Annotated in this window: 22 protein-coding genes; 7 read left to right on the plus strand and 15 right to left on the minus strand. The window is 61.8% G+C overall.

All coding sequences use genetic code 11. The annotated features are described in order from the left end of the window. Positions 1-8: 8 nt before the first annotated feature. Both J2Y41_RS13805 and J2Y41_RS13810 read left to right on the plus strand, forming a co-directional pair. Positions 9-740 carry an HAD family phosphatase gene (locus tag J2Y41_RS13805; RefSeq protein ID WP_224094810.1) on the plus strand — a complete coding sequence of 244 codons (732 nt, stop codon included), beginning with the start codon at positions 9-11 and terminating at the stop codon, positions 738-740. 29 nt (positions 741-769) lie between these two features. After that, positions 770-3,133: a glycosyl hydrolase family 65 protein gene (locus tag J2Y41_RS13810; RefSeq protein WP_309929251.1), complete on the plus strand. Its 2,364-nt coding sequence runs from the start codon at positions 770-772 to the stop codon at positions 3,131-3,133. A gap of 71 nt (positions 3,134-3,204) precedes the next feature. On the opposite strand, the gene J2Y41_RS13815 is transcribed toward J2Y41_RS13810, so the two are convergent. Both J2Y41_RS13815 and J2Y41_RS13820 read right to left on the minus strand, forming a co-directional pair. Continuing rightward, the gene (locus J2Y41_RS13815) at positions 3,205-3,405 is read right to left on the minus strand and encodes a hypothetical protein (RefSeq protein ID WP_309929255.1); all 201 of its coding nucleotides are present in this window, start codon (positions 3,403-3,405) and stop codon (positions 3,205-3,207) included. Then, complete coding sequence (locus J2Y41_RS13820) at positions 3,405-3,791, minus strand: hypothetical protein (protein ID WP_224094816.1); 387 nt, start codon at positions 3,789-3,791, stop codon at positions 3,405-3,407. Before J2Y41_RS13820 ends, J2Y41_RS13815 begins: the two co-directional genes overlap by 1 nt. 186 nt (positions 3,792-3,977) lie before the next feature. Here J2Y41_RS13820 and J2Y41_RS13825 point away from each other — a divergent pair, with 186 nt between their 5' ends. Next, a complete protein-coding gene (locus J2Y41_RS13825; protein WP_309929260.1) occupies positions 3,978-4,313 on the plus strand; it encodes a hypothetical protein in 336 nt (111 codons plus the stop codon). A 74-nt stretch (positions 4,314-4,387) separates the two neighbouring features. On the opposite strand, the gene J2Y41_RS13830 is transcribed toward J2Y41_RS13825, so the two are convergent. After that, positions 4,388-5,935: an HNH endonuclease gene (locus J2Y41_RS13830; RefSeq protein WP_309929263.1), complete on the minus strand. Its 1,548-nt coding sequence runs from the start codon at positions 5,933-5,935 to the stop codon at positions 4,388-4,390. A gap of 175 nt (positions 5,936-6,110) precedes the next feature. Between J2Y41_RS13830 and J2Y41_RS13835 the strand changes: the two genes are divergently transcribed. Continuing rightward, positions 6,111-6,653, plus strand: a complete 543-nt coding sequence (locus J2Y41_RS13835) for a MarR family transcriptional regulator (protein WP_309929265.1) — start codon at positions 6,111-6,113, stop codon at positions 6,651-6,653. Here J2Y41_RS13835 and J2Y41_RS13840 read toward each other — a convergent pair. The 6 genes from J2Y41_RS13840 to idi are packed head-to-tail and all read right to left on the minus strand — an operon-like array spanning position 6,648 to position 12,489. Continuing rightward, positions 6,648-7,847 carry a prenyltransferase gene (locus J2Y41_RS13840; RefSeq protein ID WP_309929268.1) on the minus strand — a complete coding sequence of 400 codons (1,200 nt, stop codon included), beginning with the start codon at positions 7,845-7,847 and terminating at the stop codon, positions 6,648-6,650. The two genes, J2Y41_RS13835 and J2Y41_RS13840, sit on opposite strands and share 6 nt — an antisense overlap. Beyond that, entirely contained in the window at positions 7,844-8,233 is a 390-nt protein-coding gene (locus J2Y41_RS13845; protein WP_309929270.1) for a lycopene cyclase domain-containing protein, read from the minus strand. Before J2Y41_RS13845 ends, J2Y41_RS13840 begins: the two co-directional genes overlap by 4 nt. Continuing rightward, positions 8,233-9,900: a phytoene desaturase family protein gene (gene crtI / locus J2Y41_RS13850; protein ID WP_309929630.1), complete on the minus strand. Its 1,668-nt coding sequence runs from the start codon at positions 9,898-9,900 to the stop codon at positions 8,233-8,235. Before crtI ends, J2Y41_RS13845 begins: the two co-directional genes overlap by 1 nt. An 11-nt stretch (positions 9,901-9,911) precedes the next feature. After that, the gene (locus J2Y41_RS13855) at positions 9,912-10,817 is read right to left on the minus strand and encodes a squalene/phytoene synthase family protein (RefSeq protein WP_309929273.1); all 906 of its coding nucleotides are present in this window, start codon (positions 10,815-10,817) and stop codon (positions 9,912-9,914) included. Further along, positions 10,814-11,944: a polyprenyl synthetase family protein gene (locus J2Y41_RS13860; RefSeq protein WP_309929275.1), complete on the minus strand. Its 1,131-nt coding sequence runs from the start codon at positions 11,942-11,944 to the stop codon at positions 10,814-10,816. The genes J2Y41_RS13855 and J2Y41_RS13860 overlap by 4 nt, the downstream gene beginning before the upstream one ends. After that, positions 11,941-12,489 carry an isopentenyl-diphosphate Delta-isomerase gene (gene idi / locus J2Y41_RS13865; RefSeq protein ID WP_224094825.1) on the minus strand — a complete coding sequence of 183 codons (549 nt, stop codon included), beginning with the start codon at positions 12,487-12,489 and terminating at the stop codon, positions 11,941-11,943. Before idi ends, J2Y41_RS13860 begins: the two co-directional genes overlap by 4 nt. A gap of 104 nt (positions 12,490-12,593) precedes the next feature. Here idi and J2Y41_RS13870 point away from each other — a divergent pair, with 104 nt between their 5' ends. After that, on the plus strand, positions 12,594-13,154 hold the full coding sequence (locus tag J2Y41_RS13870) for a MarR family winged helix-turn-helix transcriptional regulator (protein ID WP_224094826.1): 561 nt from the start codon (positions 12,594-12,596) through the stop codon (positions 13,152-13,154). A 4-nt stretch (positions 13,155-13,158) separates the two neighbouring features. Here J2Y41_RS13870 and J2Y41_RS13875 read toward each other — a convergent pair whose 3' ends face one another. Continuing rightward, a complete protein-coding gene (locus J2Y41_RS13875) occupies positions 13,159-14,409 on the minus strand; it encodes an Nramp family divalent metal transporter (RefSeq protein WP_224094827.1) in 1,251 nt (416 codons plus the stop codon). A gap of 144 nt (positions 14,410-14,553) precedes the next feature. Beyond that, on the minus strand, positions 14,554-15,369 hold the full coding sequence (locus tag J2Y41_RS13880; RefSeq protein WP_309929281.1) for a CPBP family intramembrane glutamic endopeptidase: 816 nt from the start codon (positions 15,367-15,369) through the stop codon (positions 14,554-14,556). A 171-nt stretch (positions 15,370-15,540) separates the two neighbouring features. Between J2Y41_RS13880 and J2Y41_RS13885 the strand changes: the two genes are divergently transcribed. Beyond that, a complete protein-coding gene (locus J2Y41_RS13885) occupies positions 15,541-16,647 on the plus strand; it encodes an EAL domain-containing protein (protein ID WP_224094829.1) in 1,107 nt (368 codons plus the stop codon). 18 nt (positions 16,648-16,665) lie between these two features. Here J2Y41_RS13885 and J2Y41_RS13890 read toward each other — a convergent pair whose 3' ends face one another. Next, positions 16,666-17,559: an SGNH/GDSL hydrolase family protein gene (locus J2Y41_RS13890; RefSeq protein ID WP_309929285.1), complete on the minus strand. Its 894-nt coding sequence runs from the start codon at positions 17,557-17,559 to the stop codon at positions 16,666-16,668. 108 nt (positions 17,560-17,667) lie between these two features. Between J2Y41_RS13890 and J2Y41_RS13895 the strand changes: the two genes are divergently transcribed. Continuing rightward, positions 17,668-18,423, plus strand: a complete 756-nt coding sequence (locus J2Y41_RS13895) for a ZIP family zinc transporter (RefSeq protein ID WP_309929288.1) — start codon at positions 17,668-17,670, stop codon at positions 18,421-18,423. A 102-nt stretch (positions 18,424-18,525) separates the two neighbouring features. Here J2Y41_RS13895 and J2Y41_RS13900 read toward each other — a convergent pair whose 3' ends face one another. From J2Y41_RS13900 to J2Y41_RS13910, 3 genes are all read right to left on the minus strand, one after another. After that, entirely contained in the window at positions 18,526-18,969 is a 444-nt protein-coding gene (locus J2Y41_RS13900) for a hypothetical protein (protein ID WP_309929290.1), read from the minus strand. Between the two features lie 134 nt (positions 18,970-19,103). Then, entirely contained in the window at positions 19,104-19,811 is a 708-nt protein-coding gene (locus tag J2Y41_RS13905; protein WP_224167436.1) for a FadR/GntR family transcriptional regulator, read from the minus strand. 130 nt (positions 19,812-19,941) lie between these two features. Continuing rightward, a complete protein-coding gene (locus tag J2Y41_RS13910; protein WP_309929291.1) occupies positions 19,942-20,670 on the minus strand; it encodes a hypothetical protein in 729 nt (242 codons plus the stop codon). Positions 20,671-20,978: the final 308 nt, after the last annotated feature.

The following is a 20,978-nucleotide window of genomic DNA, read 5'->3' on the forward strand; positions in this document are numbered from 1 at the left end:
ACGGAACTATGCACATGACTGATCTTCGTAATGCCTGGACTGGTGCTTCGGCGCTCTTGTTCGACCTCGACGGCGTGCTGACGCCCACTGCCGTGGTACACGAGCAAGCCTGGCAGGAGCTGTTCGACTCCTACCTCGCCGATGCCGGGCACCCGCAGGGATACCAGGAAAGCGACTACTTCGATCACATCGACGGCAAGCCACGCTTCGACGGCGTCCGGGACTTCCTGACCTCGCGCGGCATCACGCTGCCGGAAGGTCCGCTGGATGATGCCGCCACGAACGAAACCGTGCAGGGCCTGGGAAACCGCAAGAACGCAATCTTCAACGAGATCGTGGACACCCGCGGCGTCGAGCCCTTCCCCGGCTCGGTCAAGTTCATCAACGCCGCGCTTGAGCTGGGACTCAAGGTTGCCGTCGTGTCCTCCTCGCGGAACGCCCCCGCCGTACTGAAGGCAGCCGGACTTGACCACCACTTCACGGTGGTCGTCGATGGCCAGGTGGCCGCCGCCGTCGGACTTCCGGGCAAGCCTGACCCGGCCACATTCACCTACGCGGCGTCCCTGCTGGACGTCCCCACCCAGGAATGCATCGTGGTGGAAGACGCCGTTTCCGGCGTGCAGGCCGGCAGCGCCGGCAACTTCCAGGCCGTCATCGGCGTGGACCGCGGCGCTGGCCGCCAAACACTGCTCGACGCCGGCGCCACCCTTGTGGTCGACGACCTCATCGATCTTCTCTGACCCTACTTTTCGAAGGACCTCTTTAGCCCATGGCACTCATCAGCTCTGATCGGCTGCGCTTTCCCTGCGAGCCTTGGAAGCTCGTGGAAAGTATCCACGTCCCCGGTGACGAGGGAACCCTGGAAACGCTGTTCGCCCTTGGCAACGGCCACCTTGGCGTCCGTGGCGCCCATTCCACGCGTGGCGACGGCGAACTTCCCGGCACGTTCATCAACGGCTTCCACGAAATCTGGGACATCAAGCACGCCGAGAATGCGTACGGCTTTGCGCGTACGGGCCAGCGGATTGTGTACGTCCCGGACGCCAACAATTTCACGGTATCAATCGATGGCGAGGCCCTGAGCCTGGCCGAATCCACGGTGCTGGACTATCACCGAAGTGTGGACTTCTCCACAGGCGTCTATGAGGAAACCACCACCTGGGCTTGCCGCTCCGGGGCTACGGTCACCACGGTGGAGCGCCGCGCTGTCGGGTTCGATTCGCGCGGATGTCTTGGCCTGGAACTGACCGTGAGCGCTGACCGCGACGTGTCCGCGGACATCGTTTCCGGCGTCGTAAACCGCCAGGACCAGCCAGTGGAGGACCACTCGGTCCATGACCCCAGGCGATCCGGCCGGCACGCCGGCCGTGTCCTGCTGCCGCTGCACCTCCAGGGTGCCGATGGCTCCCTGCGCCTGGCATGGGAGACCTCCGAATCCCACCAGCGCATCGCGATGGCCGTGGACCACTGGATCTCCGCGGAAGGCCAGCCCTTCGAAACTGTCGTGGCCGAGGACGAATCGTCCGTCCGCTACGTCCTGGCCATCAACAGCGGAGAAGCGTTCCGCCTGGAGAAAACGGTCAGCTACGTCGTGGCGGGGCGCACCCTGACGGACGATGACGACGGCGGCGAGAGCCTGACGGCGGACGCCGAGGCAAACCTGGTGCCGTTCTCCGAAATCCTCGCGCAGAGCCAGGCCCATTACAGCCAGTACTGGACAACCGCGGACGTGGCAATCGGCGGCCAGCCCGAACTCCAGCAGGCCGTGCGGTGGGCGCTCTTCCAGCTGGCGCAGGCAACAGCCCGCGCCGGGGTCGCCGGCATTCCCGCGAAGGGCGTAAGTGGCTCCGGCTACGAGGGCCACTACTTCTGGGACCAGGAGGTCTACCTGCTCCCTTATCTGACGTACACCAATCCCGACGGTGCACGGAAAGTGCTCGAATCACGGCACGCCATGCTTCCGGACGCGCGTGTCCGCGCCAAGGAACTCAGTGTGGACGGTGCCCTGTTCCCGTGGCGAACCATCAATGGCCTGGAGGCGAGTGCCTACTACGCCGCCGGAACAGCGCAATTCCACATCGCAGCGGCCATCGCGTTTGCCGCCAACCGCTACGAGTGGGCCAGCGGCGACGCCAGCTTCCGCGCCGACATCGGTGCCGACCTGCTCATTGAGACTGCACGCATGTGGGTCTCCCTGGGCTTCTTCGGCAAGGATGGCCTCTTCCACATCCACGGCGTCACCGGGCCCGATGAATACACCGCCGTGGTCAACGACAACCTCTACACCAACGTGATGGCGCGATTTAACCTCCGTGCCGCGGCTGCCTTGGAACACGAGGGCATCGCTGACACGGAACGCTTGGTGTGGCGCCAAGCTGCCGAGCGCATGTCCCTCCCTTACGATCCCCACTTGGAGGTCTTCAGCCAGGACAACGACTTCATGACCTTGGAGCCTTGGGATTGGAATACGCCCAAGTCCAAGTACCCTCTCCTGCTGAACTTCCACCCGTTGGTGATCTACCGGCACCAGGTCCTTAAGCAGGCCGATACCGTTCTAGCTATGTTCCTCCAGTGGCAGGACTTCTCAGCCGAGGAAAAGCAGCGTGCCTTCGACTTCTACGATCCCATCACCACCGGCGACTCCACCCTGTCCGCCTGCGTGCAGGGCATCATGGCTGCCGAAGTTGGGTATGGCGACGTCGCACTGAAGCATTTCACCGAAGCGTTGTTCATTGACCTGGACAACTCACACGGCAACACGATCGATGGCGTCCACATCGCGTCCACCGGCGGAATTTGGAGCTCGTTGGTCTGCGGTTTCGCCGGAATGCGTGACCAAGGCGAGGTACTGCGCTTCGATCCGCGGCTGCCCGTGGAGTGGGACGGCCTCTCCTTCCGGCTCAAGGTGCGTGGTCGCTTGCTGTCTGTGGAACTCATTCAGGGATCCATCGCGCTGGCGCTCGTTACCGGCTCAGGCTACAGCGAGGAACCACTGCCGATTCGGGTTCGGGATCACGACGTCACAGTCAGCGCGGACACCATCACGGTGCCGCTGGAGACTGTACCCGTCCCGCCGCCGTCGATCTTTCCCAGCGTCTTCCCGACGGCAGGACTGCCAATCGTTCGGGCATAGGCCGGCACGGCTCTTTGGGTCGGTTGCAGTATTAGCGGTTGTTCCCTCGTGGGAGCAACCGCTAATGCGGCTCAGTGACGCGAGGGAAACGTCGATGTGTGGTCCTCGATGAGGCCACTCGCTGCGATTTCCCTCAGCGTGTAAATAGCCTTGGCTGCTGCGCCTTTGTCCCTATAAGTGACGGTTAGCGCGAGTTCGATCCCGTCATCATCGACGAGGCGTACCCTGCAGTCGCCGCCAGTGGCATCAACGACTTCGAAATGCCCCGCCATTAAGCGGCACCCGGCTGCATTGCCTCTGCCGTATCTGTTTCGGCCCCCTGCGTGTTGGCCCCTTGCTGATGACCAAATGCGCGACGCCGATCCAACTCGTTGTTGATGAGCTCCAGAAGCGCTTGGGCCGGCTCGGACAAATGATGGGTATCGGCCGAGCCCAGCTGATCGCAATGGATGAGGACGTGGCGGATGCGTTCAAGCTCGCGGGATGGAACCAAAGGCCAACGGTGGAACAGTTGCCGTACGGCTATCGCCCCGAGGAGGGCGTCGGGTTTGTTGGGCGCTACATGGTGCCCGGCTGCCCTTCGTCGAGCGACAGCAGCCGCGGAAGGCGCGACTCCATGTGCGAGAAGGATCTCGGATTTGAGGGAATTGGGGGCCATGCGGACCTCCCGAAATAGTGCGAGGGAAGCCGGCTGCGTGACTTTCAATCAAGCTTACAGAATGTGAGTTATGTCATGTCAATCATTACGTTATCTGTGAAAGGGGCAGGATGGGTTCGGGCGTTGGTGCGGGCAGCCAGGCCATCCCCAGCCTGCACTCCGGTTGGGATTGTTAGGGTGGAACGCATGAATCGCCGCCTTGCAACGTTGTCCGCCGTGCCCCTCTTCCTCCTCCTCGCCGGCTGCGGCTCCGTGCAGGAAGCCGCCGGGAATGCTGCCAGCGATGCAGCCTCGAAGGTAGCCACTGCTGCTGCCGGGGAGGTCAACAAACAAATTTGTGCTGTGGTCCAGGACGGTTTGGTGAGTGTTGAGGACAAGCAGGTACTCAGTGGGCTGGTCACCGCTGCCCGCACCGCCGGTGTTCCGGCTGAAATCACGACTCCGCTGAACCAGATTGCTGAGGCTGGCGACGACGTCCCGGCTGAGTCGGTCCAGGCATTGAAGGAAGCTTGTTCGGCATAGCCACTGTTCGGGATAGCCCTGGTTCTTCATAGTCCTGGTTCGACATAGTCCTCATACCGGCATCCGCTCCGGTGTCAGTTCCAACTGCTGCGGTGCAGCACGCCGTTTTCCAGCCGCATCCCAGCCATGGAGAAGTGGGAGGCTGGCGAAGCTGGTGACCATGACGCCGTTTCGGGCGCCTCTGCCGGCACGGGTGAAGGAGGCGCCGGTGAAGTAGGTGCCGGTGAAGGCGGTGTTGGTGAAATTGCCGGAAAGCGCGTGTGGCCTGGCAGTGGTGGGGCTTTGGATTGGTAGGTGTGGCCGGTGGGGGTGCTGATTTCGAGGTGATGTCGGCTGCCGGGGATTGTTTTTGCGTTCCGGCCGGGGTTTTCTTTGGTGTGGTTGCAGGCTTCGCAGAGCCCGGCGCCGTTTTCCAGGCTGGTGGGTCCGCCGTTGTGCCAGGGGATGATGTGGTCGATGTGGCGGATGGGCGCGTCGCAGTAGGGTGTGCGGCAGGTGTCGTCCCGGGTTTGGATGAAGCGTCTCATCCCGGGTGGGAAGAGCCGGGCTTTGGAGTCCATGGCCAGCAGTTCGCCGCTGGCGGGGGCTGTGTAGAGCCGGCGGAGGTAGACGTTGAAGGCCTTCCCCTCGGCTCCGTCCGTCGCTTCTGCCGTCGCTTCTGCCCTCACCCCTGCATCCAGCCCGGATTGTGCTCCGGTGAGGAGGGTTCTGGCCCATCCGGCGGGGACGGTTCCGTAGCCTTGGAGCCGTGCTGGTTCGGTGTCGGCTTGGAAGAGTGTGCGGTCGGTCATGACGAGCTGGATATTGATGGCGCTGATGCCGCCGGGGGTGCCGGTGAGGCGTTGTACGAGGGTGTCGGCCATGACTTGTCCGCGGGTGCGGGTGTCTCCGCCGGCGCGTGCTGAGTCGGCGGCCCGGGTGAGGGCGGTGTAGGCGGCGACGCCTTGGGTTGCCGGGAGCAGGGCGGTGAGGATGGTCATGGTGTCCGGGGCTGGGCGGAGGCTGATGTGCCGTTCGGTCGCGGCGCGGGCTGCGCGTTGGGTGACGGTGCGTGGGTCGCGGCGGTAGGCGGCGGCTCGTGCGAGGGCGGTGATGGTCCGGTCGCCGGCGCCGTTGAAGGTTCCGGTGTCGGGGGCGAGTTCCTGATCTACGGCGGCGCGGTCTTCGATGGAGAGGCAGGCTGTTTCCTTCACGAGCAGGGTGGCCCGCCATTCGTTCAGTTGCCCGGTTTCCAGGGCGGCCATGGTGCGGGGCATCTCGGACACGAGGGCGTTGGCGAGTCCGAGGAGGCGGGAACCGCGGTTGGGTGATTCCCGCCGGGCGAGGGCGATCTGCGCGCCGACACCCTGGCCGAGATCCGGGGAGGGGACGCCGGTGGCGGTTTGTTCGCGGCGCTGGGCCAGGTCAAACGCGACCGCTGCCCGCGCCTGCACCGCCGCGATCGCTGATTTCGCGTCTTCCAGGCCACGAATCTGATCGATCAACTCGTTGCTGCCTGCACCGATTCGGAAAGAGCCCAGCACGGCCAGCAGCTCCTGAACCCCAGAGCCACCAGGCACAGGCAATGAAACAGGCACGGCGGAAACCGCCGTAGCTGTTTGGCTCTCTCCGTTCCGCTCCATACCCATACTTTGGCACCACTCCTTTTCGTTAGGGACCTGCCAACATGCCTATGTGGAAAACCCTCGAAATCTTGTTCAGGATCGTCCGAATCATGCCTCCCTGTGTTCACTCAGCGCAGTGAATTAGGATCAGATGCTAGGGAAACAAGCTTCACGCTTATCGAAGGATCATGGGATGGACGCAAACGGCCACGCTAAGGGCTATTGGTATGGCAAGGACCCTGGGCAGAAAGCCCTTGCCGTTGATGTCCTGAATGCCCTCCGGGATTATCGTGTCTCGGAACAGGCCATGCGTAGGCGGACCCGTTCGGCCATGGGCATGGGTGAAAAGGACCTCTTGGCCTTGCGGTACCTTTTCGAAGCGGAAGCGGCGGGCAAGGTGATGAAACCCAAGGACCTGGGCGATCGCTTGGGCATAACGTCAGCGTCAATGACCACACTGATTGATCGTTTGGTGGAATCCGGACACATCCGGCGGGAACCGCATCCGTCGGATCGTCGGGCCTTGATTCTGCGGCCTACAGCCGGTTCGGACCAGGAAGTCCGGCACACACTGGGCGGAATGCATCGCCGGATTTTGGACGTCGCAAGCGCGCTGAGCCCGGAAGAAGCACGCGTGGTGATGGACTTTCTTGAGCACATGCGCCAGGCCGTGGACACGATCGACGAAGACCCAACTGATGAACAACCCCAGGGCCCGGAATCCAACTCTTCATGACGTCAGGTTCCACTGCAGGATCAATATCAGCGTGACCAGGAAACCCGATCCGTAGTTGAGCCAGATGAAACGGCGCCATGCAGTGTTGGTGCGTGCCGCCGTCGTATCCGTGACGTTCCACCAGGGAGCGCAATTGGCGATATATGGGACGGAGATTGCCGCTGCGAGCGGCCCGGGCCACGGCGTGGCCAGCATGGCGAGACCCGCAACAAGCCAGAGTACGACGGCGAGCCGCACCGTTCGACGGGCACCGAAGACTGTCGCTATGGAGGCGATATTTGCCTGCCGGTCCGGTTCGATGTCCTGGACGGCTCCAAAAGCGTGAGCCGCCATGCCCCACAAGAAGAATGCGGCGAGCAGGATCATCAGTCCCGGCGTGATCTCGGCACCCGCCAACGTCAGAGCCACGACGGCGGGACTCACGAAGTGCGTACTCGACGTCAGTGAGTCCAGGACAGGACGTTCCTTGAATCGTAGTCCCGCCACGGAATAGGCGACCACGGCGAAGGCGCTCACAGCGATGCCCAGCCAAGTAGCGGGGCCACCCGCAACCGCCAGCACCACAAGGAATGGCACATTGGTGATGGCGGCGAGCCATAGCATTGGCCGGTGCAGCCTTGGTTGAAGCAGGGCGCCTTCAATGCCGCCTTTTCGAGGGTTTTGCAGGTCCGAGGCGTAGTCGAACACATCGTTGATCCCGTACATCGCCAGGTTGTAGGGGATGAGGAAATAAAGCGTGCCGACCACCAGTACCCAGTTGACCTCTCGGGTGGTCAGGAACATCGCTGCAGCGAACGGATATGCCGTGTTGATCCAACTAATGGGCCGTGACGCGAGCAGGGCTTGGGGGATGAGACCTTTGAGGTTACTGCGCGGTGCCGCCTCCCGCCCCCGCGTCAACCAAACCCAGAGCCCGGGAAGAACCAGCACGCCCGCCAAGGGGTAGGCCAAGTCCTCTACCGGCGCCAGCCCGATCGTCAGGCCCAGAATGTGTGAGGCGTCGTAGTGGAAGAGCTCCATCCCGATCATCACGGAGTCGAATACAGCCGTCAGCACCGCCAGGGCCCCGAAGGCAAGGCCAGCCGCCTTCCAATGCTGCATGGCTTCGCTGGAGTTGGCGCACTTCCGGACACAAACCACGCCCACAACGACCGCGACCGCAACGAACACGAGCGAGAGCCATAGGTAAGTCATAGGTTCTTCTTCTCAAGTCGCCGATCTTCAAGTCGCCGATCTTCAAGCCGCCGGTCGCCCTCATGAGGCAGCATGGAGCGGGCAAGCATCTTCCGCGCTCCTGTATAAAGCACCATCGTGCACAGCACCAGGAACAGCAGGAAGACAGGCTCTTCAAGGGGCAATTGCGGTCCGAGCATCACCCCGGTTGCGATTGCGCCCTCACCCCGCAGGAAGATTCCCAAACCGATTCCGGCCAGGTCCCAGCCGAGCAGGAACAAAACCCCGACGGCGGTCACGATCGCCGCAGCTCTGGCGTCGCGCCAGAAGAACAACCGGAACCGGTGGTCCAGCAGCAGCATGCACATAGTGCCGATCAGCAGCACAGCCAGATAGACGATTCCCATCAGGGCAACCTGCCGGCGGTACGCTTCATGCGGCTGGGGTCGATAACGGTGGGCCCGGGGCTGTTGTCACCGCGAATCCTTTTCAGAACCAGTTCCGCACTGATGAGGCACATGGGCACGCCGACGCCTGGTGCGGTGGTGGCACCGGCGTAGAACAGCCCCGTCACCCGCTTGGAAGCATTCTGGGCACGGAACATTGCGCTCTGTCCCAGGGTGTGTGCCGGGCCGAGCATGCCCCCGCGCCAGGAGTTGTAGTCGCGGGAGAAATCTCCGGGTCCGATGGTCTGCCGGACCACGATCCGTTCACGGAGATCAGGAATGTTGGCCCATTCCGCGATCTGGTCGATGGCGGCGTCGGCAGTCCTCTCGATGAGGGAGTCACCTGCGCCGTCCGGGCCGCCTGATCCGATCCCGGGGTCCGCGGGTATGGGGATCAGCACAAAGAGGTTCTCGTGCTCCGGCGGGGCAACGCCTGGGTCTGTGGCGCTGGGTTTGCAAACATAGATGGAAGCGGGATCCGGGATGCTGGGCTGATTGCCGAAGATCGACTGGAAGTTCGCTTGCCAGTCCCTGGTGAAGAACAAGGAATGGTGCGGGAGTCCGGGCAACCGCCCCTTTACACCGAGCATCACCAGCACGGCACCAGGACCGCTGGTTCGGCGCTGCCACCACGTGGCCGGATAACTCTGGTCCTCAGCGGCCAACAGGGCGGTTTCCGTATGGTGCAGATCCGCACCGGAAACCACGATGTCGGCAACGCTGAAATGCTCACTGCCGTGCTTCTCCCGCCACCGGACGCCGGTCACCTCGCGTTTGGTGGTTCCAGGCAATCGACGACGGCGGCCCAAGCCGCCCAGATGCCCCTTGCCTCCGGCCCGGGCTGCTTCGCGGGTGGTGATCTGGACGACCTCCGCGCCGGTCTGGATGCGTACGCCGGCTTCACGTGCCAACGCTTCGAGGCGCTCCACGAGCTGTGTGAAGCCACCCATGGGGTACTGGACGCCGTCGCCTAGATCCAGTGCGCTCATCAGGTGGTACATGGCCGGCGCATCAGCAGGATTGGTGCCCAGGAAGACGGCCGGGTAACCCAGGACCTGGCGCAGCACAGGGTGGTGAAAACGCTGGGAGACAAACTTTTCCAGCGGAGTGAGCAGGAGGCGGGCCAGCTCCGGCAGGGCGCGCAGGATCTCGGGCTGCAGTAGTGATTGCAGCTTGGTGAAGGGGTTATAGAGGAAGAAGCGTTCAGCCATGTCCGAGGTGTGCTTTGCCGAAGCCAGGTAGGCTGCGAGGCGCTGTGCGCTCCCTGGTTCAACCCGCTCGAACGTCCGCATGACTTGTTCACTGCCCAGTGGGATAGTGAGCGGATCCTGCCGCCCGTCGTCGTGCATTGGTTCAGTGAACACACGGTAGGCGGGATTGAGTGTTTGAAGATCGAGCTGTTCCGCTGTGCTGGTTCCCAGCAGGCCGAAAAAGTGTTCAAAGACGCCAGGCATCAAGTACCACGACGGTCCGGTGTCGAAGCGAAAACCGTTCCGCTCCAACGTTCCGGCTCGCCCTCCCACGTGGTCGAGCCGCTCCAGAAGTTGCACCTCATGCCCTTCCCGCGCCAGGAGTGCAGCGGTGGCAAGCCCAGCAATGCCACCGCCTATCACGACTGTCCGGGTTATTCGCGCGCGCATCATCGGCGGGGCTCCAGCCAGGTTGCTGCGACTGCCCGGGCCGTGAGTCCTGCCTTGAAAACGTCAGGGACGCGCACACGGGATCGGTAGAGCTCGTCAATGTTCGTCTGTTCTATGCGGCGCGTCAGGGCGGCGAACAACGCCAGGGCACTTCTCACTGCGGCCCGGGCGTCATGCGGAAGAAGGGGAATGACGGCGTTGGCATCGTCCAACTGGGCGCGGATCGTCTTCACCCATTCCAGACGATCCCGGTCCTCAAGGTAGTCTGCTACACCCAGATAGTTGCGGCCCAGCCGGGCCGTGTCATCGGAGAGGTCGCGCAGGAAGTTGATGTTCTGGAAAGCAGCGCCCAACCTGCTGGCGCCATACCGCAAAGCCGCGGCATCGCCGTCGTCGATGTTCTCCCCGCGCATGAAGACGCGAAGGCACATCAGCCCAACCACCTCGGCGGAACCGTACACGTACCCCTGATGAGCCCCGGCATCAAAGCGGAGAGGAACGGCGCGCGTTGGCGTGCGCTCGCCGAGGTCCGTGCGCATTGAGGCGAAAAAGGGGTCAATCAGGGACTCATCTATCCCCGCAGCCCGTGCCGTCTGGGCGAAGGCGTGGATGATGAGATCGCTGCTGTAGCCGATCCGGAGCGCCCTATGGGTCTCATCGATGAAGTGGTCCAAGGCGTCGTTTTGCTGTTGGTGACTCAGGCCGGCTTCGGCAGTGACGCCGTCAACGAGTTCATCGGCCACACGCACCAAAGCGTAGATGTTGCGAACATGCTGGCGGTGGCGGGGTCCAAGGATCCGGGTTGCGAGCCCGAATGAGGTGGAGTAGGCAGCAATGACCTGGTTTGCGGCGCGTTCGGCCGTCCGTGTGAAATGCGCAAAGGACGTATCGACATCGATGCTCATGATTGCCGTCCTTCCAGTTGCGCGGCGAGATCGATCAGGACGTTGCGTGCGGTTTCGGGAAAGTTTGCGGCATGACCTCGTAAAATTTCGTGGAAGTGTGCCAGTTGCTCCCGGATCAGGCCTTGGACGAAAGCCTCGGCCCCGCAGTCGCTGAGCTGCCGGCGTACGTGCTCCGCCTGCGGCCTGCTGAGTTCGGAACGACCAAACCATGGCTCAATCGCCGGCCAGGCGCTGGTCATCCGAGCATAAGCAATGATGGCTGTTTGTTTGCCTTCACGGAGATCGGAAAAGGGATCCTTGCCGTGCTGGCGCGGATCCCCGAAGGTGGACAGGAAGTCGTCCTGGAGTTGGAAGGCCAGCCCAAGATGGCGGCCCGCCGTGGCGAGGACCGATTCCATGGAAGCATCAGCGCCAGCCAAAGCCGCGGCCGCACGAAGCGGAAGTTCGAAGGTGTAGGTGGCGGTCTTGTATCCGCACATCATGAGGATTGTCTCGAGTTCGGGGGCGATGACGCCGTCGCCCAGGCCAACATCGAGTTGCTCTCCGGCCACCGTCTCGTTGATCGTGTGTTCAAGAAGATCGAGGAGCCGGAGACGCAGAGGGTGGGGCAGGTTCGCCCTTGCGAAGGCCTGATGGGTGGCGGCCAGCAACAGATCGCCCATCAGGATTCCGCCCGTGCGGGCCCAATGGAGTATTGCCTGTTCTCCGGGCTGGCTATCGGCGCGGGGTAGTCCGGCTTCCGTCAGGAGGGACCCGATCAGGTTTGGCCTGCCGCGGCGGACGAGGTCGCCGTCGATCACGTCATCATGCAGGAGGAAGGCGTAATGAAGGAGCTCGACGGCGGCCGCGATGCTGATGGCGGTCTGCCGGTCTGGATGATGATCCGGGCGCATCCGGGGCTCTTGCAGGGCGTCGTACATTTCCATGAGGAGCAGCGGGCGGACGAATTTCCCGCCGAGCACGTTCTCGCCGGCAATGGCCCAAAGCCGGGCAAAACGGGGACCGTAGGGGGCCGCTGCAAGGGCTCTGCCGGACATAAGTCCACCCAGTTCGTCCTCGATGGCGGAGCAGAGATCGGTTCTGCTGCGGTCAGTCTTGATGCGCGTGGCACTGGACGTGACAGTCATGCTTGTGCTCCGAGCGCCAGGGCCTGGGCCTCGACGAGCCGGGGAAATTGCAGTGCCAGCCATGGGCTGAAGGCAGCAGGAGTCCTGTCCAAGGCTTCTGCAAGGAGTCCCGGCGACATCCAGGCGTAGTCAGACACTTCCAGCGGATTTGGCCGGAGCGTTCCCAGGACCCGGGCCACGTAGACAGGGCAAAGCTCATTCTCGACGATGCCCGAGGGGTCCACGGCGCGGTAACGGAAGTCAGGGAGAATCAACTCGATCCGCCGCACGTCCACTCCCAGTTCATAGTGCGCGCGACGGAGAACAGCGTCCTCGGGGTCCTCGCCGGGAGCCGGATGCCCGCAAAAGCTGTTGGTCCACACCCCTGGCCACGTCGTCTTCTCGGGGGAGCGGCGTGTGAGGAGGAGCTCGCCGAGGTCATTGAGCAAGTAGCAGGAAAAGGCAAGATGCAGTGGAGTTTGCTGGGTGTGGACTGCTGCTTTGGAGGTTTCGCCGATGGGCCTGCCGGCGTCGTCGAGAAGGACGACCATTTCTGTCGCGTTCATTCTTTGCCTTCCTCCGGCCCCTCGAACGTGGAGATCACTCCATTATTGCTAGACAAGCTAGCTAGAAGGCTACCATGTATGCAGTTAGGTGTAACATACTCAGAATGAACAGACCGGATGAAATCGAAGCCTCGGTTTCCACCGGCATGTACGACATGGACGTCAACGATCCCGGGCGTGAACTGGTAGACCGTGAGGGGCTATCCCGTGACGATGTCCGGCAGATCAGCCAACTCATGGCCTCGCTTGAAAGGTTGCGTGAGGCCGAACAGCGGCTCTCCGAAACCTCGCTGAAAATCATGAAGGTCAACCACTCGGATATGCGGGCCCTGCACTATCTGATCGTTAGCGCCAATAGTGGAGTCATTGCCACCCCGGGCGCCATTGCTGCACATCTGGGCATTTCGACGGCATCCACCACCAAACTTCTTGACCGGCTGGAACGCGCGGGGCACATCGCAAGACAAGCGCACCCCACGGACAGGCGGGCCCTTGCGATCGCGATCACCCCTGAAACGCACGAGACGGCCATGCGGACCGTAGGGCGCCAGCAAGCCCGGCGTTTTCTGGCCGCCGCCCGCCTGACTCCAGAGGAGCGTGAAACCGTGATGCGCTTCCTGGATGACATGGCCAGGGAGCTTTCTGTGGGGGACGGTGCGGTTTAGTGCTTTAGGAATGGCCGGTGATAGTCAGTGTAATGAGCACTATGTTCAGCCCGACGATCAAAGTTGCACTCGTCCAGCCTGCTATCTTCAATGGCTTGGAGTCCGCATGGATGCCCATGACTTCCCGCTTGCCGGTGAGTCTTATGAGCGGGATCAGCGCGAAAGGAATACCAAAGCTCAGCAGGACCTGGCTCAGCACCAGGGCCAGGGTGGGCTCAACGCCTGCTCCCAGAACGATCAATGCCGGAATGAGCGTGATCACGCGGCGGGTCAGCAAGGGGATGCGTACTTTTAGCAGGCCGCCCATGATGGTTGCACCGGCATAGCAGCCTACCGATGTCGATGCGAGGCCGGAGGCCAACAAGCCGATTGCGAACACGACGCCGATAGCCGGACCAAGTGCCGACGTCACGGCCGCATGGGCACCGGCAATCGTGTCTGTTCCCTCAATGCCCCGGAGGCTGGAGGCGGCCAGCAGGAGCATCGAAATGTTCACCACACCGGCAAGCAAAAGGGCGCCCACAACGTCAACGCGGGTTGCGCGGATCAGCCGCGTCCGCACCGCCGGGTTTTCAGAAAAGCCGTGCCGATCCCGGGCCAAGGCCGAGTGCAGGTAGATTGCATGCGGCATCACTGTGGCACCGAGCATGCTTGCTGCCAACAGGACTGTATCGGTGCCCTCAAAGCGGGGGAGCAAACCGCCCAGTGCGCCTCCGGCGTCCGGAGGGTTGACGAACAGGCCGGATACAAACCCGACGGCAATGATTCCCAGCAATACCAGGATCGCGTACTCGAAGGAGCGCTGGCCGCGGCGGGACTGCAGCGCCAAGAGCATCATTGATGCGAGGCCAACGATGATGCCGCCAGCCAGTAGGGGTAGCCCGAACAAGAGATTGAGCGCAACCGCACCGCCAATCACCTCGGCCATGTCCGTGGCGCCGGCTACGATCTCGGCCTGCGCCCAGTAAAGGCGCCGGCGCCTGGTGCCAAGCCGCTTGCCGAGAATCTCCGGAAGGCTCAGGCCGGTTGCCAGGCCGAGCTTCGCTGATTGGTACTGCACAAGGACTGCCATGGCGTTGGCTGCAACCAGCACCCACACCAGTAAATATCCGTAATTGGCTCCGGCCGTCAGGTTTGCTGCCACATTGCCGGGATCGACGTACGCGATGGCCGCCACGAAAGCAGGGCCAAGCAGGAGTAGCCGCGACCATAGCTTTGCTGGTGCGGGTCGTCTTTGCAGGGTGGGGACGGCCAATGTCTTATCCTCGTCTTCGCGGAGATCTGTTCTGAGGATAACCGAAAGTTAGGCATGCCGAAAAGTGTTCTTTAGGTGCTCCGTTTCAGAGGCCTCAGTACCTAGGCCTCAGTACCTAGGCCTCAGCACAGGAAGTTTCCGAGGTCAGTACAGGAAGATGGGCAACCAGTCGCGGTTGTGCGCATGGACCAGCGCCAGGAACAGGACGAAATCGAAGAGCAGATGAACTGACACCACGTAAGTGAAGGACTTCGTCAGCTTGAACGTATAGCCCTGCAGCAGCGCGAACGGGAAGGTAAGGAGGGGACCCCACGCCTGGTAACCGATCTCCCACAGGAAGGACGAGAAGATCACGGCTTGCAGGAGGTTGGCCAACCAGTCGGGGAAGTGTTGGCGCAACAGCGTGAACGTGGTGCAGATGAAGAACAGCTCGTCCCAAATGCCCACGGAGTTCACTCCGAGGAAGAGGCGCCAGAAGATGGTGGGATCGGACGCGTCCGGCCAATTGTGGTAGACGCCCGTCCGAATGAGGTAGGCCGGGAGGATGAAGTACCCAAGCGCTACGACGCCCACCAGGTATAGCTTCGCGGCGAGCGGCCATGGACGGCCCGTGTTGACCGGAAATTTGATGGTCTTTTCGTTGTACAGGTAACGGGATACAAGCCACGGAACCAGCACGGCCAAAGCAAGGGCGCCACCCATGAGTGCCATGTGTCCGATGCTGAGATCCGCGTTCAGGGGTACCAGGCTGATGATGACCATTCCGGCTGCTACCACTGCCAGGTGCCGCATCAGGCCGTGGTCGATGAACACAGCGGTGACAATGCTGGCCGCCACGAGTGCGTAACCGAGAAAATCATTGCCCAGGGCGAAAAGTGGCACCCCGGACAGGGATAGCAGCCCCGCTGGCAAAAGCTTCCAGGTGAGCGCGGTCCGGGATTCCGTGGAAATCGACATCACACCTCTAGCATCCCAGTGCTGGCTGCCGCACGACACGCTTTTCCTGGACTGCATCAGGCCCCTAACTGGAACGCGGAGTTTCTCTGTAAGATTCGTGGCAGGGCCCATGCTTTTTCGGGTTCAGGTCATGTCTGGCTTAGCCAGCGGGGGATACTCATAAAGGAATATTCAATGGCTCAAGAAGCGGGCTCTTTTCCACCGGGCGGCGGTGCTGACCACCCATCAGCGGAGGACGTCGAGGCGTCCACCTCTGCCCGGGACATGACCATGCGCGAACAGGTGATGGACATCATCGATGCCATCCTCGGTGATTCCGATCCGAAGAGTGAAGGGCCCAGGAACAAGCTTCGCCAGCTCATGGAGGCTCGTCCGGATGATCCCCAGGGCGCTTTGCTGGAGCACCTGCTGGAAACACGGAAGGTTCCGGCCCCGGAGCCGGCAGTTCCGCTTCTACGGGAAGTTTCCAGTGTCCACCTTGAGTCCTCCGATGCAGCGCGCACGGTGACCGTTCCCGTCAGCCAGGAGGTTCGGGAAGACATCCAGGCAATACTGGCGGACAAGCTTTTGTTGACGGCCTTCCAGCCGGTCCATGCACTGCCTGACGGAAATGTGGTGGGCGTCGAAGCGTTGACCAGGTTTGTCGGTGAGGACGGCGCGGGCGCGGATGTCTGGTTCCGCGAGGCCGCGGAAGCCGGCCTGGGGACTGAATTGGAGATCGCAGCCCTTCACTGCGCGCTGACTGCGGCCAAGGACGTCCCCCATGACATGTATGTTGCCTTGAACCTCACCCCGGCGACCTCCCGTGACCCAAGGGTTCGGAACCTGCTTGCTGCTGCTTCGCTGGCGCCGGAACGGATCATCGTGGAACTAACCGGCAGCCTGGAACCCCTGGAAGGCCAAACGCGCGACGACGGACTCGGCCAGTTGCGCTCGCTCGGCCTGCGTGTTGCTGTCAGCGCTTCCGGGGCAGGTTTCGTTTCCATGGACCTCTTGAGCGAGCTGAGCCCGGACATCATCAAACTCGACCGCCATCTCATTGAAGGTATCGAAGGCAGCGAAGGACAACGGATCCGTGCCAGGGCAGTGGTCGAGCTTGCCCGGGAAGTTGGAGCTGCGGTGGTTGCGGAGGGCATTGAAACTCCCTCAGAACTCAAGGAAGTCACGGCGTTAAAGGTGACTGCCGCCCAGGGATATTTGCTCGGACGCCCCTCGGTTCACCCCTTGGACTGGTCCGCCTGGAGCATCCGCGCGCAAGCTGAGGCCCAGCCGACGGGCTAGTTTCTTCAGGGTTCGCGATCACTGTTCGTGCGGATCCGTTCCCACGTACGTCCCCGGCGGCATTCCGGCGCCAAAAACAGGCCCGGGATCCGGTCGCTTGGGGTGTCGGTTGTCCTCGGCCAGCCTTTGCGTGAGACGTTGAAGAACCCAGGGAACCAGGTGTTCCCGCGCCCAGACGATGTCGTCCGCCCTCGCCTCCCGCCACGTGCGTGGAGGCAGGGCCTTGGGAACCATCGGCTCCAAAGTGTGCGGGACATTGAGCGTATCCAGCACCATTATGGCGATGGTGTGTTGGCCCAGCGGGGAGAAATGCAGCCGGTCCGGATCCCACATTTGCGGGTTGGTGAGCTGGCGCAACGCCCAGAGGTCGGCGATCACGGCGTCGTGGCGGGCGGCGATGATGTGCATGTTTTCGTTGAAGATGGCTACTTTGCCACGGGCATGTCCGAGCACCGGGGTTGCACCCCAGTCGGGGCCCGCGAACAGCAGGATTGTTGCGCCTGTGTCCGCCAGGACTTTCACGCCGGAATCAAGTTCGAGGGCCAGTTTGTCGGGATCGCTCCGGTGGAACAGCAGGTCATTTCCACCGGCGTTGAGCGTAATGAGATCCGGCTGCAGGTCAAGGGCCGGGCCCACCTGCTCTTCCAGGATCTGGTGGAGCAGCCGGCCGCGCACTGCAAGGTTGGCGTACGCGAAGTCCTCGTGGCCGGCGCTCAATTCTTCCGCGACCCTGTCTGCCCAACCCCTCAGCCCGCCGGGGCTGCCGGGCTCCGGATCGCCTACCCCTTCAGTAAAGGAATCGCCCATCGCCACGTAGCGGCTCCACGGGTGCAGGCGGGTCCCGAATCCGGCGGGACCACCCTCCGCCGGACTTCCATTCCGGCCACGACCGTCGGCGCTGGGCGCGTTCATTCCCCCATATTGCGCTCTCCCGCGGCGCAACGCCATGGGTTGTGCGGATCGGTAGTAAGTGTGCTTACCATGCAGGTTCGAGCCGGTTGCGTGGAAGGGCAAGGAATCATGCCGATGTGGCTGCAGGCGCTGATGTGGGGAACTGTTGCCGGAGGGGCGTTGGTCCTTGGATCCGGAATCGCCTGGCTATGGAAAGTCCCGCCAAAGGTTGTATCAACCATCATGGCCTTCGGCGCAGGCGTGCTGATTTCGGCACTCGCCTTCGAGCTCGTCGATGAGGCGGTGGAGGGCGGCGGCCTGTTGCCGACGATCGGAGGATTCCTTGCGGGGGCTGTGATCTTTGTCGGTTCGAACGTTCTCCTGAACCGTGCAGGCGCCAAGCACCGCAAGCGCTCCGGCGGACGGCAGCCCTCCGAGAAGGAGTCGCCAGGCAGCGGCACGGCCATTGCGGTTGGCGCACTCATCGATGGCGTGCCCGAATCGGTGGTCCTCGGGCTTGGGCTTCTAGCTTCAGGCACCGTCAGTCCTGCCATGCTCGCCGCAGTTTTCATTTCCAATGTTCCTGAAGGGCTGTCCAGCACGGCGGGGATGAAGAAGGCGGGGCGCAGCCGGGTCTACGTTTTTGGAACGTGGACCGGGATAGCCGTCTTCAGCGGGCTTGCCTCCCTGCTGGGATATACGGCGCTGGAGAATGCACCCGAGGCCCTGATCGCCTTCATCACCGCTATCGCCGCAGGCGGCATACTAGCCATGCTTGCCGACACGATGATTCCTGAGGCCTTCGAGGAACACCACAACCTGACCGGGTTGACTGCGGCTGTAGGCTTCCTCACCGCATTCACCATCCATCGCGCGGGAGGTTGAGGGGGCGGCACGGGCGGGTGATAAGCCGCTAGGCGGAAGAACGACGGCGGGACGCACCTATGGCGCGTACCGCCGTCGAGGGTGCGTACCGCCGTCGTTCTTTCAGAAGCGGATGTGTACTGCGAAGCTGGCCTCGGGGTGGCCGGTGTAACGTGATGCGGCGTTGCGGGCAGCCTCCGGTATATCGATGAAGCTCCGGGCTGTAGTTGTGAGCACAGGGTAGTCGTCGAATGCCAAGGTTAACCGGCCGTCAGCAGCGTGCTTGATGTGCACCGTGATGACTGTTTTTGGTGTCTCCGGCGGAAGCCCGGCTGTGGTGAGCGAGTAGTAGGGCGTGGTCCTTCCGCGGATGTCGGCAGGAACGTTTGCCCGGATGGATCCCTCTTCCTCGAGCTCGGAGAGGCGGGCCTTGACGGTATCTTTGCATGCCGTGACGCCGTGGGTGATGTCTGATACTTTGCTTGCGCCATTGCGAGCAAGGTAGTTGAGGATTTGGCTTCTGGTGAGTTGGGTTCGGGTGGGGGCTTTGATGGAAGTCGTTGTCATGGCCGTGTCCAAGCGGTCGACTTTTTTGTCATCATTTCCTATGGTCAGGCACCCAAAGGGGCGCATTGAGGCGATGCGGATTCGTCGTTGAACCCGTCCGAATGGTGCGGTGGGCTGCCGTTCGACCCAGCGCTTTAGGGCGCCGGGACCGGTAGGACAGCCCCAAGCGATCCTTCTACGCCATGAAGGTGCCGCATCATGGCGATTCCGGCATCTTGAGCCGAGCCATTTTCGATGGCTTCAAAAATGGCCGCGTGCTCGAGGCCGGATTCCTTCCTCCGGTCCACTACCTGGTTCAAGGTGCTGGACTGGTTGGCCATGGCTTCCTCGATGTCGGAAAGCATCGATGCGAAGACGCCATTGCCACTGCTGCGGGCGATGATCGCATGGAATTCTGAATTGAGGATGACCCACTGTTCCAGATCATCTTCTTCATCCATGGCCCGCAGGATTTCCCGGAGTGATTCGACATCCTGCTGGCTGCGGTGTTCCGCGGCCAAGCTTGCGGCCGGCACTTCAATGTGAGGCCGTGCCTGCAGGAGTTCGCGCGCCGAGTACTTGCCCAGTTTCAGGTCCTGGCCAACTTTGTCGGCGATGACGAATGTGCCCTTGCCCGTCCGGGTTACGGTCAGGCCCAGGGCGTTTGAAGACTTCAGGGCCTCGCGCACCATGGTCCTGCTGACGCCGAACTGCTGCGCCAACGTGGCTTCCGAATCCAGGCGCGAACCTACTGGAAGGCTGCCGTCTTCGATGGCAGCCCTCAGGGTGGCAAGCACCGCCTCGGCGGCACCGACCCTAACGACTTTGGTTTGTCCAGCAGTCCAGCTGTCCAACAGGCTGATCATGGAACGAATATGGCATGGCTCACAGAGCGGGGCAAGTTGTTACGCGGGGAGTTGCACTGCTTGACGGGAACTCCGGTTGGGTGCAGGAACCAGGAGGCGCGGGCGCTGCGACTGATCCAGCTGAAAGCTAGGGCAACTTTACGAACCTGCCGAGACTCTCCCACGTATGCGTCTGGTTGTTGAGGACCGTTGCAGCGGCACCGGAACCTTTGGCTTCCCTGAGGCCGTACTGGTATCCGGTAATCAAATATTCGTGGAGTTTTCCATCAGTGGAAGATTCCGGTAGGAGGAATGCCAGGTATTCCTTGCCCAACTCAACATCGATGTCGTCCATGATCTTTGCTTGAAGGTACTTCGTGTCGCCTGGCTTCCCGCCGTGATTCAAGCCGAGTATCTTGTCCTTTTGTGCTTGATTGAGGCTGCTCCAGTAATCCTCGTAAGTTACGGTTCCGCCGGCCCGGGAATATGTTACTTGTGCATCTGGCTTGACGTCACCCTTGTAAACTTCGCGAATCGTCATCTTGCCAACGGTTTGCGGGAAGACACTTTGGTTCGAAATGGGGCTGAATGTGCGTCCGCCATCGATTGACTCGATATAAACGCGCGCAACGATCGGATAGTTGTTATATCCGTAAAGAGGATCTCCGGGATCCCAGAGAAAATCAATGTCTGTCACCACCTCCTCAATTTGGTCAAGAGGGATATTGGCATAGGCATCCTTGGGTTGCATTGATGCAGTCACTCCAGGCTGCTGATTTAATTCTTGCTCACGCTTCGGCGCTTCGGATGCGCAAGATGTGAGGCCGACCATTATCGCCAGCCCCGCACATGCCAATGATGGTCCAGGCTTGTTCATTAGGCAGTTCTTCCCTTGGACTGTGGATGATGACCAGCAGGATTCAAAGCTTCCGTTATTGCCCAACCTGCCATTACGGAGAACTCTGGCTTTCCTGGTACTCGGTGGAACGTAGACGTGCTGGTCGTGGGATCAGTCTCAAGGGTCTGCGCGATTATTGTCAATACTTCGGTGAGGTTATCAATTGACCGTCTCAAGGGCGCGCAATGCCGATAGTTATATCTTCAGAAGGTGACAAATATTCTGCGTCACGTTCTAATTATTACCCACACCTAATAGGTAGCAATGCGTGTTGCAAAATCGACGAA

This window comes from Arthrobacter sp. 1088, from assembly GCF_031455315.1.
In the GTDB taxonomy this organism is placed as follows: Bacteria; Actinomycetota; Actinomycetes; order Actinomycetales; family Micrococcaceae; genus Arthrobacter.

Coding starts and splice junctions, on each gene's coding strand:
- J2Y41_RS13820 (WP_224094816.1), bottom strand. CDS start 3,791: ATGGCCCCCAATTCCCTCAAATCCGAGATCCTTCTCGCACATGGAGTC.
- J2Y41_RS13870 (WP_224094826.1), top strand. CDS start 12,594: ATGAACAGACCGGATGAAATCGAAGCCTCGGTTTCCACCGGCATGTAC.
- J2Y41_RS13890 (WP_309929285.1), bottom strand. CDS start 17,559: ATGAACGCGCCCAGCGCCGACGGTCGTGGCCGGAATGGAAGTCCGGCG.
- J2Y41_RS13840 (WP_309929268.1), bottom strand. CDS start 7,847: ATGACTTACCTATGGCTCTCGCTCGTGTTCGTTGCGGTCGCGGTCGTT.
- J2Y41_RS13885 (WP_224094829.1), top strand. CDS start 15,541: ATGGCTCAAGAAGCGGGCTCTTTTCCACCGGGCGGCGGTGCTGACCAC.
- J2Y41_RS13815 (WP_309929255.1), bottom strand. CDS start 3,405: ATGGCGGGGCATTTCGAAGTCGTTGATGCCACTGGCGGCGACTGCAGG.
- J2Y41_RS13860 (WP_309929275.1), bottom strand. CDS start 11,944: ATGACTGTCACGTCCAGTGCCACGCGCATCAAGACTGACCGCAGCAGA.
- J2Y41_RS13835 (WP_309929265.1), top strand. CDS start 6,111: ATGGACGCAAACGGCCACGCTAAGGGCTATTGGTATGGCAAGGACCCT.
- J2Y41_RS13805 (WP_224094810.1), top strand. CDS start 9: ATGCACATGACTGATCTTCGTAATGCCTGGACTGGTGCTTCGGCGCTC.
- J2Y41_RS13910 (WP_309929291.1), bottom strand. CDS start 20,670: ATGAACAAGCCTGGACCATCATTGGCATGTGCGGGGCTGGCGATAATG.
- J2Y41_RS13810 (WP_309929251.1), top strand. CDS start 770: ATGGCACTCATCAGCTCTGATCGGCTGCGCTTTCCCTGCGAGCCTTGG.
- J2Y41_RS13845 (WP_309929270.1), bottom strand. CDS start 8,233: ATGGGAATCGTCTATCTGGCTGTGCTGCTGATCGGCACTATGTGCATG.
- J2Y41_RS13825 (WP_309929260.1), top strand. CDS start 3,978: ATGAATCGCCGCCTTGCAACGTTGTCCGCCGTGCCCCTCTTCCTCCTC.
- J2Y41_RS13830 (WP_309929263.1), bottom strand. CDS start 5,935: ATGGAGCGGAACGGAGAGAGCCAAACAGCTACGGCGGTTTCCGCCGTG.
- J2Y41_RS13855 (WP_309929273.1), bottom strand. CDS start 10,817: ATGAGCATCGATGTCGATACGTCCTTTGCGCATTTCACACGGACGGCC.
- J2Y41_RS13895 (WP_309929288.1), top strand. CDS start 17,668: ATGCCGATGTGGCTGCAGGCGCTGATGTGGGGAACTGTTGCCGGAGGG.
- idi (WP_224094825.1), bottom strand. CDS start 12,489: ATGAACGCGACAGAAATGGTCGTCCTTCTCGACGACGCCGGCAGGCCC.
- J2Y41_RS13900 (WP_309929290.1), bottom strand. CDS start 18,969: ATGACAACGACTTCCATCAAAGCCCCCACCCGAACCCAACTCACCAGA.